The following is a 16,723-nucleotide window of genomic DNA, read 5'->3' on the forward strand; positions in this document are numbered from 1 at the left end:
GTTGTTGAGTAGAACTTAAATGAAATAAATTGGAAGATTTTGCAAATATAGTTTTATTAATAACGTGAAATGAATTTGCTTTGGAACTTTTCTTGGCACAAAAAAAGAGACCAAGCTGAGAGCTTGGTCTATAAAAATGGTGGCTATGACGAGACTTGAACTTGTGACCCCCGCATTATGAGTGCGGTGCTCTAACCAACTGAGCTACATAGCCTTAAACTGTGGGGGCATTATCTAGATTTACGACATTATCGTCAAGCATTTTTGTGCACATTTGTTCAGAGTTTAAACAAGTGCACATTAAGATGATAAGATTTAATCAAATCTCGATATTTTTATCGTATTTCTCACATTTTTTGATTAAATATTAGAGTTTTATAATGAAGTCATATTCAATGAAAAAAATATATATTGCTTTCAGCTTTGTCCTTATTGCCCTCACAGGTTGCCAAATGGTGTCGCCGATTTTTGTAAATTACAATGGTGTTCGACGTGATGTGGCAACATGGATTAATCAGCAAACCTTTTTATCCATGCAGCAAAAACGTAGTTTGGCACAGATCAGTAAAGCCCAACAAAAAGTGTATCGCTTAGATTTAAATAACCACGATGCAGTTTTTAGTGTGGCAAAAGAAAATCAAATCGCGATACATTGTGCCAACATCAATCATGTCAGTGACAAAAAAATTAAACAGTTACAGCAGCATATATTTGATGAATCAAGCTGGGCTAAATTTCAGCAGTTCGAGCAATCCGCACCTCAAATCAAACTAGATGCAAACACTATTCAATGTGACTAAATCGATGAGCACGACAAAAACTTTTTGTTGTGCTCTTCTGCCCCTAATCTCTTAATTTTATCGTTAAAATTACTTACAACTTTATTGCATTTTGCCATTGTTAGTTTCACTCAATACAAACATATATTTTATATGATTTATTTTACAAACTTGAATATTATCCTTATGAATTTACTGGGTTTTATTCATTTTAAAAACAGCGTATGATGAATCTATAACCAATATTTTATATCGCTTTTTCTTTGTTTTTTTATAGATTCAATTGATCCTAAAAGGAGAAATATAATGGCTTTAAATAATATTTTAGTTCCAATCGACGGTTCAGAAACTTCATATGCTGCAGTTGCAAAAGCAGTTGAATTTGCAAAAACCTTTGGCAGCAAAATAACGGTGGTTCAAGTTCTAACGCTTGACCCATATATTGCCGCAGAATACATTTCTGCTTCTCAGACCAACGATTTAATTGAACGTGCACGCGCATCAATTTTAAATACATTGGCAGAAGCGAAAGATAAGTTTTCTGTCGAAGGTGTAACGGTAGAAACTCGCCTGCTTGAAGGACAAGTTGTACATACTGAACTGGTGAATGCAGCAAAAGAAACCAATGCAGATTTAGTTATTATTGGTTCACATGGTCGAACAGGAATTAAAAAATTCTTCCTTGGTAGTGTCGCACAAAGCATACTCAGCGCTTCTGATATTCCTGTGTTGGTTGTGCGTAAATAATTACGCCACTATTTTAATACTAATTGATGTTTTAAAGCCTTCTTACGAGAAGGCTTTAATTTTTTAATAATATATTTTTGACTACTTAGGGCTTCCACTGATACAGCTTTAAATTTATGCGACCATTCACAACCACAACCTGCTCAGCAGCGAGTTTATCTTGTTGAATATTGTCGCCATTAGCCTTTAACTGCTCAGTACTAATTTTCCCTTGTCCGTTGATCACGCGATGCCAAGGCACATTGTTTGCTTGATCCATATGTTTCAGCACATATCCAACCAATCTTGCATGCTTAGGCAAACCCGAAAGCTGCGCAATTTGACCATAGGTCGCGACTTTGCCATATGGAATAAGCGCTACAACCTGAAGGATGTGTGTTGCCAATTCATCACTTTTTTTCAAAACATGTCCTTATTGAGTTGTATTGCAAAAGCATGAGCATAAAAAAGAGAACCCGAAGTTTCTCTTTTAGTCTTACAAGATTTTAGCTATTAGTACAGTAATTGGTTGTGATCTAACAAATCTTGCAGCGTCACATCTGTATTTTTCAATGTCAGTAGTTCGACTTTGTCACCAAACTTCGTACCTGTGCCATCGCGGTCAATACTAATCACCGTATTACCCTTACCATCGGATTTCACTGACACGAATTGATCAATGTTGCTCTTATCAACATTTTGTCCTTGTAGCAATGCTTTGATATCGACCTTGTCACCTTCCGCTTTGTTAAAGTCATTCCAAGTATCATGCCCATTGCCACCCGTAGCGTCTGCTTGATTCAATACTTTATAAATTACGGTATCAATTCCTGCTTTAGTGGTGAATTGATCATTTCCAGCACTGCTGGTCATGACATCATCACCTACACTACCACTGAAGTTCACACCCGCTTTAATCGTCAATGTTGCTGCTGAAATATCACCATTTGGTGCAACCAATTTATAGGTGAATTGTTCAGCCGCACCAGCACTCAGGTTATTGTCCGTAAGCTTATAGGTATAACTACCATCCGATTTCACCACCATTTCGCCATATTTAGCCGTAATCGTGGTACCAGTCGAACTTACATGAGTAAAGCTTAAGCCGCCGTCCTTAGACACATATAAATCTGTGTATTTCGAAGCAACCGTATCCACACCAAAACCTGCGTTATCTGTTAACAGATTCCCTTTGGTTTCTGTATTGGCTACAGATTTAACCGTAAATGTATCTAGATCGATGATGCTACGTGAAATAACCGCAGAAACGCTGCCAGCGAAGCTGATGCCCTTATTAGTTTCGGCTTGAATCGTATATGTTCCCGCTTTCAAACCGGTCAAAGTCACTGAATTTCCATTCGGTAATAAGCCAATCACATCAACAAGTGTCGAAGCACCTGTAGTTGCAACCAGTTTGCCTTTCTCGTCATACACGTTGATCTTGGTATTACCGAGTAACGAAATAAGCTGAGAAGAACCAAAGTCCACTTTGACATTTTCTATGGTGCCTTCAGATACTGTAATTTTGGTTGTCCCCGATTTCGTACCACCAAAACCAAATGTCCAGCTATAGTTAATTGAACATGATTTTCCAGCTGAAATAGCATTTGATGCATCAAATCCAACGATATCAACATTGTTGGTTGCCACAACTGTCGTAGCATGCTCTGTTGGATCAGCGTTGTTCCATTTCAATGCCAAGTCACTTTGCGTACCAATATGAATAATGAGATCAGCACTGCTGGCCTTACCACTTACTGGATCAAGCACGGTATAGGTGAAGACTTCAGCTTTACCAATGGCTGTAACATCTGCTTTTGGTTTATAGCTGTATGAGCCATCTTTATTAATGGTTAAAGTACCGTAATTACCTTGAATCGTTGTCGCACCATTAACTGCTTTACCATTAACGCTATTGACTACAGATCCTTCTGGAACAGCGTCTTGACCATAAATGGCATCTTTATCGGTAATGACATTGCCTTTTGCTTCCTCTACATGACTCACTTCAGGGTCGACTGAAGTATCAAATACTTTCAGAGAAAGGTTCGCCGATACCGAGGTCGCAAGACCAATCGCAGAACCACCGACGAACTCAAACTTATATTCACCTGACTGTAAGTTTTTCGCACGAACTGATGTTGCTTCACCAAAAATACCTAAGAAATCAAGTAAGCCATAGTCTTTATTCGATGCAATAAGCTTCCATGAACCATCTGTATTTTTCACATATAGACGCATTTCAGCTTTATCAAATAGGTTCACCAATGAGCCTGTATGCACACTGATAGTCGCCTCACCCACTTCTTGATCACCTATATTGAAGTAACCTGTGTGTACCTTAGAACCAATATTAATTAAATCAAAAACATTAAATAATTCAGTTTTACGGGTTTCTTCAATTGGATATTCAAAATTGATTGCTGCATTAACCAAATTGTCAGCCGCAAACATATTCACTGAAGGAGCAATCAATTCTTTCGGTGCAGATTCGCCACCATCGTCTTTAGCCGTAACCAAAATGTGCTGCCCATCGGTCACCGCTGTTTTCAAAGTAATACTGAAATTACCAGCAGCATCTGCAACACCAACTCCCAAGACTGTTTTACCATCTGCGGTATATACTGTGATGTCCGATGCTGCTTCTGCAGTACCCGTCACGACAGCACCTTGACTATTTAAAGTCGCAAAAGGTGTTGCAGGTGCATAAAGATCTGGCGCTAGTGCTGGCGTTGCTAGGGATTCACCGCCCATATCTTTTGCAGTCACTTTAACTTGTTCACCATCGACTAGTGCAGGAACCAATGCAATGTTGTAGTGACCATTGGCGTCAGCAATTGCTGTACCCAAAGGCGTTGTGCCTTTGCTGCCACCATAAACTGTCACAATCGCATTTGCCTCAGTCAACCCTTCGACTGCGGTTCCTGTTGCATTGACTTGTGCACTCGGTGCATCTGGTGCAAATAGATCTGGTGCTTGTGCATTCATAGCGGGTGATTCACCACCTGCATCTTTAGCGGTAACTTTGACGTGTTCACCATCGACCAATGCAGGTTGTAAGTTAATACTATAGTTGCCGTTTACATCCGCAACCGCATTGCCTAAAGTCTGTTTACCATCTTGGCTATACACGGTAACTTCAGAACCTGGCTGTGCTTTACCAAAGACCGTAGCACCGTCTTTTTGGTTTACTTCCGCAGTTGGTGATACTGGTACAGAATTATCATTGAGATCGCCATTTGCATAACCTAAGTTTCCAGCTTTATCTGTTGCTGTCGCCACATAGTTACCTTCCGCTGCTGTTGCTGGAACAGTCGCACTAAACTGACCATCCGCATCGACAATCGCAGGAATTTTTTGACCATCTGGCGTAGTGATTTCAACTGTCGCACCCGGTTCAGTTTTACCTGTAACCGTTGCTGTGCCATCTGTGTTTGCATCTACTTCTAGAGCTTCAACTTTTGGCGCAACTGTATCATCTAAATCTGCTGTTGCTGAACCTGTATTCCCCGCTGGATCTTTTGCTGTTGCAGTATAAGTTCCTTCTGCCGCTGTTGCTGGAACAGTCGCACTAAACTGACCATCAGCATCGACAATTGCAGGAATTTTCTGACCATCTGGCGTAGTGATTTCAACTGTCGCTCCCGGTTCAGTTTTACCCGTAACGGTTGCTGTGCCATCAGTGTTGGCATCTACTTCTAGAGCTTCAACTTTTGGTGCAACTGTATCATCTAAATCTACCGTTGCTGAACCTGCATTCCCTGCTGGATCTTTTGCCGTTGCCGTATAAGTTCCTTCTGCCGCTGGTGCTGGAACAATCGCACTAAACTGACCATCAGCATCTACGATCGCAGGAATTTTCTGACCATCTGGCGTAGTGATTTCAACTGTCGCTCCCGGTTCAGTTTTACCTGTAACCGTTGCTGTGCCATCTGTGTTCGCATCTACTTCTAGCGCTTCAACTTTTGGTGCAACTGTATCATCTAAATCTGCAGTTGCTGAACCTGTATTCCCTGCTGGATCTTTTGCTGTTGCCGTATAAGTTCCTTCTGCCGCTGGTGCTGGAATAGTCGCACTAAATTGACCATCAGCATCGACAATCGCAGGAATTTTTTGACCATCTGGCGTAGTGATTTCAACTGTTGCTCCCGGTTCAGTTTTACCTCTAACCGTTGCTGTGCCATCTGTGTTGGCATCTACAGAAATACTAATTTGAGCTGTACTGTCTAATGTCGTCGTTGTAGAGGCCGTTTTACTTACATTTCCTGCTGTATCTTTTGCTACAGCTTCAACAGTATAAGCACCATCTTTTAAGTTTGAAGTACTTTGATATGACCAATGTCCTGAGCTATCAACAAGTGCTTTACCTATTTCTACCACAGCACCAGCAGCATCTTTAATGCTCACTGTAACTGTTGCACCTTTTTCTGTTTTACCGCCAAAGCTTGCACTAGGGTCATTAATAACACCGACTTCTTCAATATCAATCAATGGTGGTGTGATATCTACAATAAATTGTTTTGTCGAAGGTGCACTTACATTTCCAGCAACATCTACTGAAATTGCTTCGAGTGTTAGCAACCCTTCAGGCAAGGTAATAGAAGGTGTAAATGTCCATTTCCCAGTTGTCATATCTAGTTGCGCCTTACCTGAATCAATCAGTTTATTTTCAGCGTCATAAAGATTGATATTGACTTCAACACTCTTTGTCGATGTCCCAGAGAAAGTTTGCTTATTGTTATTGGTTTGTGGAATGGTCGGTGCAGATAATACAGTCGCACGCATTGCAAATGCAGCAACGGGTGCTAAAGCTGATGCTGCAAAAAAATCAAAATCATCAATTCCTACCGTCGGTGGAATGGTATTAATTTCAAATTCATCTGTAGCTGAGGCTTCATTTCCTGCTGAATCTTTTGCAACTGCCTCCACAGTGAAATGACCATCAAATAAATCTGTTGATGGCGTAAATGTCCATGTTCCATTAGAAAATACGCTAGCATTTCCTTCAATTTGGACTTCGCCTAGCTCATTTTTGATGTAAACATAAACTGACGAGCCAATCTCAACATCACCACTGATGGTTGGGGTCAAATCATTAGTAACGTCAAGATCATGAATACTTAGCGCTGGAGGTGTGCTGTCGATGCTTGCAACATTGTGTGTTGCTGTTGCGGCTTGACCTGCATTGTCTGCTGCATCGCGATAACTGCCAGCTGCAATATCAAGTGTCACACTTGCAACGCTACCATCTGTACCGTTTGCAACCACTTGACCGATCCAGCTGCCATCTGCTTGTTGTGTTAAGCCGCTGATCTTACCACCTGTCACTTGGACATCGTCTGCATCAAAGCCTTGCACTTTTTCGTTAAAGCTAATCTTCACTGCACCAGTGTCGGCAATGCTGATTGTTGCGGTTGGTGCTGTGCTGTCAATGCTTGCGACGTTGTGTGTTGCTGTTGCGGCTTGACCTGCGTTGTCTGCTGCATCGCGATAACTGCCCGCTGCAATATCAAGTGTCACACTTGCCACGCTACCATCTGTACCGTTTGCAACCACTTGACCGATCCAGCTGCCATCCGCTTGTTGTGTTAAGCCAATGATCTTACCGCCTGTCACTTGAACATCATCTGCATCAAAGCCTTGCACTTTTTCACTGAAGCTAATCTTCACTGTACCGTTGTCCGCAATGGTGATTGTTGCAGTTGGGGCTGTACTGTCGACGCTTGCAACGTTATGTGTTGCTGTTGCGGCTTGACCTGCATTACCTGCCGCATCGCGATAACTACCCGCTGCAATATCAAGTGTCACGCTTGCAACGCTACCATCTGTACCGTTTGCAACCACTTGACCGATCCAGCTGCCATCCGCTTGTTGTGTTAAGCCGCTGATCTTACCGCCTGTTACTTGGACATCGTCTGCATCAAAACCTTGCACTTTTTCGCTAAAGCTAATCTTCACTGCACCGTTGTCAGCAATGGTTATCGCTGCGGTCGGTGCAACAGTATCCACACTTACTTGCGACTGAACAGCATCACTGACATTACCTGCTTTATCTTTAGCATTTGCAGAAAATTGATAATCGCCGTCAGCTAAATTAGCTTTGACGTTATATGTCCAGTTACCTTTTGCATCTACAGTGGCAGCACCTGTTTCAATGACATCACCATTCAGTTTTTTTACTGTCACTGTAACGGCTGAGCCAATTTCCGTCTTACCTTTAACATCTGGAGTAACATCATTGGTTAAAACCGTATCTTGAATTTCAATCACTGGATCAGTGGTGTCAATTACAAATGCTTTTGAAGCAGGCGCACTAACATTTCCAGCTGCATCTTTAGAAATTGCTTCAAGAATGTAATAACCTTCCACCAACTCTACGGTAGGTGTATAAGTCCATTTTCCTGTTGCAGCATCTAATTTTGCTAAACCAGATTCAATAATTTTACTATTTGCATCACGAATATAGACATTGACTTCTATACTCTTGGTCGATGTACCAGAGAATGAAGGTTTCGTTTGATTGGTCTGTGGCACATTTGCCGGAACACTTAAAGTGCTAAGACGAGATAGGCCAGCGACAAAATTTGCAGTACCGAACAGGTCATCAATTTCTACCGAAGGTAATTTGGTATTTACAGTTTCTGAAACAGAAGTTGAATTACCCGCAGCATCCTGAGCCACAACGGTAACTTTATAGTCACCCTGACTCAAATTATCTTGAGGTTTAAATGTCCAAATACCATTTTCAACCTGAGTTATACCAGGGATGTCATTACCATATGAATCTTTAACAGTGACTTGAAGACTCGCGTCTTCATTTATTGTCCCAGTAAAATTTTGCTGATCATTATCATCCATTTTTACTGTTTCATCGATCGTCACAATAGGTGCTGTTGCATCAATTGTGAACTCTGGATCAATAACATCCGCAGTATTTCCAGCCGCATCTGTTGCTGTGGCTTTAACTGAATATTGACCATCGACCAAAGCTTTTGACGAAGTATAGGTCCAATCAGTACCAATAACTTTAGCCTGACCTTGATCAACAGTAACGCCATTTTTATCTTTAATAACTACATTTACAGTAGCACCAGCCTCTGTTGTACCCTTAAATTCAGGCATTGAATCATTTGTTAAATCAAGATCATCAATTTTTATTTCTGGTTTAATCGTGTCTTTACCACCAACAACTTGAGTTGGGTCAGATGTATTACCTGCTGCATCAGTTGCCGTTACTTTGGCTATTTCACCATCTGTCACTGCTGGTGAAACTTTGATTTCAAACTGACCAGAAGCATCGGCTGTGCCTGAACCAATCAATTTTCCAGCTGGATCACGCACTTCAACTTTAGCACCGGCTTCAGTTTTACCTGTTACGACAGTACCTTCATCATTCAATGTTGCTTCTGGTGCTGCTGGCTTAGTTGTATCTTTTGCTGTTGCTTCTGCTGGCTCAGATTCATTACCTGCTTTGTCTGTCAACGTTACTTCTACAGTTTCACCATTGGTTAATGGTTCTTTTAGTTCAACATCAAAATTGCCTGATGAATCAACGGTACCTGTACCAATGACATCACCATTTTTATCTTTGACTTCGACAGTCGTACCTGCTTCACCTTTACCTGTAACGTGTGAACCATCATCTGTCATCGTAACGTCAGTTGGTGCATCTGGTTTAGTGGTGTCTTTTGCTGTTGCTTCTGCAGGCTCAGATTCATTACCTGCTTTGTCTGTTAATGTTACGTCTACAGTTTCGCCATTGGTTAATGGTTCTTTTAGTTCAACATCAAAATTGCCAGATGAATCAACGGTACCTGTACCAATCACTTCACCATTTTTATCTTTAACTTCGACAGTCGTACCTGCTTCACCTTTACCTGTTACGTGTGAACCATCATCTGTTATCGCAACGTCAGTTGGTGCATCTGGTTTTAAGGTGTCTTTACCACCAACAACTTGAGTTGGATCAGATGTATTAGCTGCTGCATCAGTTGCCGTTACATTGGCTGTTTCACCATCTATCACTGCTGGTGAAACATCAATTTCAAATTTACCTGAAGCGTCGGCTGTGCCTGAACCAATCAATTTTCCAGCTGGATCACGCACTTCAACTTTAGCGCCTGCTTCAGTTTTACCTGTTACGACAATACCTTCATCATTCAATGTTGCTTCTGGTGCTGCTGGCTTCATTGTATCTTTTGCTGTTGCTTCCACAGGCGCAGATTCATTACCTGCTTTATCTGTCAACGTTACGTCAACAGTTTCGCCATTGGTTAATGGCTCTTTTAGTTCAACGTTAAAATTGCCTGATGAATCAACGGTACCTGTACCAATCACTTCACCATTTTTATCTTTAACTTCGACAGTCGTACCAGCTTCACCTTTACCCGTAACATGTGAACCATCATCTGTTATCGCAACGTCAGTTGGTGCATCTGGTTTGGTTGTGTCTTTTGCAGTTACTTCGGTTGGTTCTGATTTATTACCCTCTTTATCTGTCAGGGTAACCTCAACTGTTTCGCCATTGGTTAATGGTTCTTTTAGTTCAACATCAAAATTGCCTGATGAATCAACGGTACCTGTACCAATGACTTCACCATCTTTATCTTTGACTTCGACAGTCGTATCCGCTTCGCCTTTACCTGTAACGTGTGAGCCGTCATCTGTTATCGCAACGTTCGTTGGCGGATTTGGTTTTGTCGTATCTTTATCATGGCTTGAAGAATCTGAGCCACCACCAATTGCGGCACCCAATAAGCCTGCACCACCAGCACCCGCAATCCACGGTAAAATCACGCCCGTTAAAGAATCATTGTATAGTAACGGCTCAATTTCATCTAAAGGTTGATACTGAATCACATCAGCAATATCACCATTTGCCGTTGTAAATTTCGCCCAATATAAAGTGCCATCATCATCTTCAAAAACTAAACTATTGTCTGGCATCGCAGCATTAAAATAGTTTTCAACTGTAATGATTTCCCCATTTTTTAAAGTAATAATTGCATCGTTACCATTTTTGGTAATTGAAGCAACATCTTCCTTTGCAATTTTTACAACAATCACAGAATTTTCTGTTAAGCCAACATGATTTGATTCAATTTGATCCAAAACCTTATGGCTTTCTTTTGAAATTACAGAAATTTGCGGCATAGGTAGAACCTCTTTTATTTGAATTGCGCCGTTTTTGTGTTTTCTTATTTTTTTAGTGAATTGCTTTGTTTAATAATTCGTTTAAATACAATTCATTAAAAACTTAATTTTTAATTGTGTGCTTTATATCACAGTTTGTATTTTTTTTGCACAATTGCTGGAATATTGTATTATTTTTGATTATTCAAAATTTTTTGTTTCTTAATTTTAAGCAATAAATAACAAATACTTATTTGTGTGATGAAAATCACAAAAAAATTGTAATTCTGAAAAATATAAAATCTTAAGATTTCCTGACTTTTTGGAAAAAAAAAGAAATACCGAAGTATTTCTTTTCATTCAAAAATAAAAATTGAAAAATTTATGATTAGAAGTTTTCTGGATTTTCTAAACGACGCACTTCTTGTACTTTTTCAGGATTATGCACAGCTGCAACTCCGTCATCCGCTTTGGTATCTATCAACGCTTCAGGGTTATATACCGTAATCGTCTCATTACCATGTACATCTTCACCCACAATATATTGAAAACCTTTTTTGTTCATTTTATAGCACAAACGTTGATACCAACCTTTAAAGCCCTTGGTTTCCACATTCGGGTTGTAATAAAAGGCATTCATTACTGCAGGCAAACCTAATCCACAGACTAGGCCTGACATCAATACCGCAATAAAGGTATATCCAATTAAGATACTACTGTATTCACTCAGCTCTGGAATGTTAGCAACCGCCAAAATCAATGCCAGCGAAATACCACCACGCACACCACCCCACGATAAGATCGCCAAACTTCCGTTATAGCTTTTGTTACGAAAACTAGGGAAGAAAGCAAAAGAAAGATAATTTGCAGCAAATCGTGATGCATGCAGAATAATAAAGGCCACCATACCGCCTAAGATCAGGCTAATACTCAAATCTAGAATAAAGAGTTCCAGACCAATCAAAGTGAACAAGAACGAGTTAATGATTCCTTCGACAGTGTGCCAAAAATGGTTTACTTCTCGAATTTCACGATCTTGTAAAATTTCTTTCCATTTATTACCAACAATCAAACCACCAATAACGCAAGCAATTGGTGCAGAAGCATGCGCAAATAAAGCCACTAGATATGAACCACATGCCAGAAGTGCCGTGGTTAAAATGAGAGATTCCATTTCATGTTTACCACGAAGTAAACGTAAAACCCCAAGACCAAATGCCCAACCAATAATAACCGCAACTACAATTTCATATAGCAACGTTTCCAATGTACCAAGAAGCGTAAAGTGTTCGCCTTGTAACACGTTCAACAATGTCATAAAGACGGCAATACACATGGCATCATTGAACAACGACTCACCTTCAAGTTTAACGATCAAATGATGCGGTGCACGAACTGAACTTAACACCCCTTTAACCCCAATCGGGTCGGTCGCACCAAGTGCTGCACCCAATAAAAGCAATACAAGCAAGTCAACATGTTGCCCAATTAAAAATTGGTATCCATACAATGCTACACCGAAGAAGCCCGCGCAGAGCACTAAAGCAATACTGGCTAAAATACTGATTGGCTTCCAATGCAATCTTAAATCTGAAACTTTAAATTTGAGCGCAGATGAGGTCAAAATAAAACAAATAACACCATTAATTAAAAAATCATAAAAATCAATGTGCCGAACAGCTTCTTCAATATTATGTAAATTAATCGTAACAAATTGATTGCCGTTTAAAAGACTCGCCCCCCACTGCAATATAAAGACAAAAATAGCGGATACAATTGGAACACCAATGGCTTGAGGAAAACCTAATATTCGTTTATTAAAAATTGTAGTTGCAATCGAAAGTGCAAAAATGACGGTAAAAACCTGAAGAAAAAAATAATTTCCCATTGTGTTCCCAATTTTGGTGCTGTTTCGCCTACATATGAGACATGGATATTTCTAAAATAAATGCTATTTCAAAGCGCATTCAAAAACAAAATATTTTAACTAGTTTTTGCTAAATTACATGTATCGATTAAGTTTTTTCGCACATTCGATCAAGATGAATTAACATAGTGTCCAGTGCATAGATGGTATGCATTTTTCATTTTCCATATTTAATCTCCTATGCATCAGACTATTAAAACTATTTTTCGCCTCTGCTTTGCCACTGTCATTTTTTTAGTGACAGCTGCGCTGGTTCTTACCTGCTTCAGTAAAACGCAGGAAATTATTTTGGCTGACCAATATTTCAGTCAAGCTAAAACCATTTCACTCGACTCAACCACACATGAGCAATTGGTTTTAGTTTCAAATAATCAATCACCTGAAAATGCTATTTTTATTTTGATCGCCAATAATGGTTATCTCGCTAAAATTCAGTGTGAACATTATCTGAATGATATTTGCTTAGATGATTTCAACAAATCGCATACCCGACAAATTCAGCATATTGATCTTTTAAAAATTGGGCAATTCCAATATATCAAGCAAATCAGCTTTACTGACAGTCGCACACATCAAAAACAAGTTTTAAAATATAGTGATTCGCAACTGAAAATATTTTATCAAAATGATGTATCTGGGTTGAAATACATTGTATTTGGTATTGCATTATTTGCACTTGCCGCAATTTATACCAGCGTCCGTATCCTTCGAAACTTTAAATCATTTTTAAGCAAGTAAGTTAATAAATAATAACAACATACATATAAAAGAGGATGCATGCATCCTCTTTTATATTGGTCTAAATTGCTTGATTAAAGGTATCACAACTGTTGATATTTCCAGATTTTAGACCGACTTCAAACCACTTCATGCGCTGTGCACTACTACCATGAGTAAAGCTGTCTGGTACAACTTGTCCAGTCGCGCTTTTTTGTAAATAGTCATCACCAATTTTATGTGCCGCATCCATCGCTTCTTCAATATCACCCTGCTCAAGAAATTGAGTCCGCTCTTGATTTTTAGCTGCCCAAATTCCAGCAAAACAGTCTGCTTGTAGTTCTACGCGAACTGAAATTTGATTGGCTTGCGCTTTAGAACTTTGAGCCTGAGCTTTTTGCGCCTGAGATGAGATACCTAACAAATTTTGTACATGGTGACCAACCTCATGTGCAACCACATAAGCTTGAGCAAAGTCACCGGCTTGATCTTGACGCTGTAATTCCGTTTGGTTTTGTTCACCGCCAATACCCATCTGAGTACGCATATCTTTAAAGAATGCTGTATCGATATAAACCTTTTGATCTGCTGGACAATAAAACGGCCCCATCGCAGATTGCGCAGTACCACAGCCTGAATTCTCTGCACCACTAAACATGACCAATTTAGGCGGTTGATACTGCGCATTCAGTTGTTCTTTAAATACTTGCGTCCAAGTATCTTCAGTATCAGCTAGCACCGTACCCACAAAATCAATCGCCTCTTGTTGCTCTGGTGTAGGATTGTCGATGCCCTTCACTTCAGCCGACGTTTGCTGTGTCACTTGCTTCGTCGCTTGATATGCTTGTTGTGGATCAACGCCAAAGAACTTCCAAGCAACAAAGGCAACGACTAGCCCTAAAATACTAATTCCGCCCGCTTTGGCACCACCGCCACCGCGACGGTCTTCAACATTTGTACTTACTCTTCGACCTTTCCAGCGCATAGTGATCTTCCTTTTATAAATGTTGTGATATCAATGCGTTTGAGGATTAATCCTGTTTCGCTTTCATCTTTTGAATTAATGAAATCACGCACAGTACAATGAGTCCCGCAATAAACCCTGTCACGAGATTAATTAAAGTCGGCGTCAATGCTCCCACAATACTGCCTACGCTTGGAATGTGTTCAGCATAATCCACAGAGCCTTCAATAAAATGATGTAGCAAAGGGACACCATGAGTGATGATGCCGCCACCCACTAAAAACATTGCGATTGTTCCAACAATTGTCAGCGTTTTCATCAATTTTGGAGCAAACGCCAATAAACCACGACCAATCGTTTGTTTAAATGAAGATGCTTGTTGTGTGAGATAAAGTCCTAAATCATCAATTTTGACAATCATTGCGACAAAACCATAAACACCAACCGTCATAACGACAGCAATGATGGATAAAACGATAACTTTATTGGTAAATGTAGCTGCTGCGACAGTCCCTAAAGAAATCACCACAATTTCTGCAGATAAAATAAAATCGGTACGGATTGCACCTTTGACTTTTTCTTTCTCAAAAGTCGCCAAATCTGTTTCGATATGGGTCATTTCTTCACGAGCAACTTCTTCTGTTTTGGCTTTTTTATGATGCAAACTATGCAGGACTTTTTCTACGCCCTCATAGCATAAGAACAAACCGCCAATCATTAAAAGCGGCGTAATGAGCCAAGGTGCAACGACGCTAATCAAGAGTGCCGCAGGGACTAATATCAATTTATTAATAAACGAACCTTTCGCAACGGCCCAAACTACTGGCAATTCACGATCAGAACGCACACCGCTAACTTGCTGTGCATTTAATGCTAAATCATCTCCAAGCACGCCTGCTGTTTTTTTAGCAGCCACCTTACTCATCACTGCGACGTCATCAAGTACAGTTGCTATATCATCAAGTAAGATTAATAAGCTACTCGCCATTATTGTTATCCTTTGGGCATTTTTTAATATTCTAATTCGATTTAGCTAAAAATTTGTATTTAGTTTTTGATATAAAGAAAAAAATTAATCAATTTTCAGTCAATTGTGCCGAGTCAGTAACAATCAAAAATAGAATGCCGTACAATGGGGCATTCTTTGAAATGCAGCCGTAGTATTTGACTACCACTTTGGAACAGATAATGAGTACTCAAGATAATCGTCCAGTGATTTTGACTGGCGACCGTCCAACTGGACAATTACATTTAGGACATTTTGTAGGTTCTTTACGTTCACGTGTAGGTTTACAAGACTCTCATCATCAGCACCTTCTTTTGGCTGATGCGCAAGCACTGACAGATAATGCGGATAATTTCGAAAAAGTACGTCGCAATATTATAGAAGTCGCAACAGACTATTTAGCGGTCGGTATTGATCCAACAAAAACAACTATTTGCGTTCAATCATGCTTACCTGCATTAAATGAACTCACCATGTTGTATCTCAACTTTGTGACCGTTTCTCGTTTAGAGCGCAACCCGACGATCAAGTCTGAAATCCAAATGCGTGGTTTTGAGCGTGATATTCCAGCAGGTTTCTTATGCTATCCAGTGGCTCAAGCTGCAGACATTACAGCGTTCAAAGCATCTGTTGTTCCAGTCGGCGAAGACCAAATTCCAATGATTGAACAAACCAACGAGATTGTTCGTCGTTTGAATCGTCAAATTGGTCGCGAAGTTTTACCTGAATGTAAGGCATTACTTTCAAATGTCGGACGTTTACCTGGTTTTGATGGTAAAGCAAAAATGTCTAAATCTTTAGGCAATACCATCGTGCTTGACGCTTCTGATAAAGATATCAAAAAAGCAGTCAATGCGATGTATACCGATCCAAACCATCTTCGCATTGAAGACCCAGGTCAAGTGGAAGGAAACGTTGTATTTACCTATCTTGATGCTTTTGATCCAGACAAAGAAGCTGTAGCTGAATTAAAAGAACACTATACCCGTGGTGGTTTAGGTGACGGTACGGTGAAGAAACGCCTTGAAGGTGTATTAAAAGAATTGATCTCACCGATTCGTGAACGCCGTTTGGAACTACAAAAAGATCCTGATTACATCATGGATATTTTGAAAGCTGGCACAGACAAATGTCGTGATATTACCCAGCAAACACTGGACGAAGTGAAATCTGGCTTAGGTGTATTTCACTTTTAAGTCATTTTCAATTTGAATTAAAAGCCTTTCATTTGAAAGGCTTTTTTTTATTTATAAGTACCTTAAAAATACCATTAGTTAAAATTCACAGAATCTCCTCATTTTTAACGTGAATTTACATCACTTAACGTGAACACCAATGAAATGACTGACCATTCACTCTAAGATATATTTATGTTTTAGGAATGCCTAAATTCATAACATTTCTCCTTTACCGAACCTGTGAAGACAGATTCGTTGTTATACGCAATGAACACCCCAATCATTGCGTATTTT

General features: G+C 39.8%; 9 protein-coding genes and 1 tRNA gene. 4 read left to right on the plus strand and 6 right to left on the minus strand.

What is annotated here, in order from left to right:
* Positions 1 to 137: 137 nt before the first annotated feature.
* A tRNA-Met gene (locus B9T33_RS10505) sits at positions 138 to 214 on the minus strand.
* Between the two features lie 181 nt (positions 215 to 395).
* Here B9T33_RS10505 and B9T33_RS10510 point away from each other — a divergent pair.
* Positions 396 to 800 (plus strand): hypothetical protein, encoded by a 405-nt coding sequence (locus B9T33_RS10510; protein WP_086178852.1) that lies wholly within the window; start codon positions 396 to 398, stop codon positions 798 to 800.
* A gap of 285 nt (positions 801 to 1,085) precedes the next feature.
* Positions 1,086 to 1,526, plus strand: a complete 441-nt coding sequence (locus tag B9T33_RS10515; protein ID WP_086178853.1) for a universal stress protein — start codon at positions 1,086 to 1,088, stop codon at positions 1,524 to 1,526.
* An 85-nt stretch (positions 1,527 to 1,611) separates the two neighbouring features.
* Here B9T33_RS10515 and B9T33_RS10520 read toward each other — a convergent pair whose 3' ends face one another.
* The 3 genes from B9T33_RS10520 to B9T33_RS10530 form a co-directional block, all read right to left on the minus strand.
* Positions 1,612 to 1,929: an MGMT family protein gene (locus B9T33_RS10520; protein WP_086178854.1), complete on the minus strand. Its 318-nt coding sequence runs from the start codon at positions 1,927 to 1,929 to the stop codon at positions 1,612 to 1,614.
* Positions 1,930 to 2,018: 89 nt separating this feature from the next.
* The gene (locus B9T33_RS10525) at positions 2,019 to 10,658 is read right to left on the minus strand and encodes a BapA/Bap/LapF family large adhesin (protein WP_086178855.1); all 8,640 of its coding nucleotides are present in this window, start codon (positions 10,656 to 10,658) and stop codon (positions 2,019 to 2,021) included.
* 367 nt (positions 10,659 to 11,025) lie between these two features.
* Complete coding sequence (locus B9T33_RS10530; protein ID WP_086178856.1) at positions 11,026 to 12,525, minus strand: cation:proton antiporter; 1,500 nt, start codon at positions 12,523 to 12,525, stop codon at positions 11,026 to 11,028.
* A gap of 219 nt (positions 12,526 to 12,744) precedes the next feature.
* Here B9T33_RS10530 and B9T33_RS10535 point away from each other — a divergent pair, with 219 nt between their 5' ends.
* Entirely contained in the window at positions 12,745 to 13,302 is a 558-nt protein-coding gene (locus tag B9T33_RS10535) for a hypothetical protein (protein ID WP_086178857.1), read from the plus strand.
* A 61-nt stretch (positions 13,303 to 13,363) separates the two neighbouring features.
* Here B9T33_RS10535 and B9T33_RS10540 read toward each other — a convergent pair whose 3' ends face one another.
* Entirely contained in the window at positions 13,364 to 14,266 is a 903-nt protein-coding gene (locus B9T33_RS10540; RefSeq protein ID WP_086178858.1) for a neutral zinc metallopeptidase, read from the minus strand.
* A 46-nt stretch (positions 14,267 to 14,312) separates the two neighbouring features.
* Positions 14,313 to 15,233 (minus strand): DUF808 domain-containing protein, encoded by a 921-nt coding sequence (locus B9T33_RS10545; RefSeq protein ID WP_086178859.1) that lies wholly within the window; start codon positions 15,231 to 15,233, stop codon positions 14,313 to 14,315.
* 200 nt (positions 15,234 to 15,433) lie between these two features.
* Between B9T33_RS10545 and trpS the strand changes: the two genes are divergently transcribed.
* Complete coding sequence (gene trpS / locus B9T33_RS10550; RefSeq protein WP_086178860.1) at positions 15,434 to 16,447, plus strand: tryptophan--tRNA ligase; 1,014 nt, start codon at positions 15,434 to 15,436, stop codon at positions 16,445 to 16,447.
* Positions 16,448 to 16,723 lie beyond the last annotated feature (276 nt).

This window comes from Acinetobacter sp. ANC 5054 (assembly GCF_002135295.1).
Lineage (GTDB): Bacteria > Pseudomonadota > Gammaproteobacteria > Pseudomonadales > Moraxellaceae > Acinetobacter.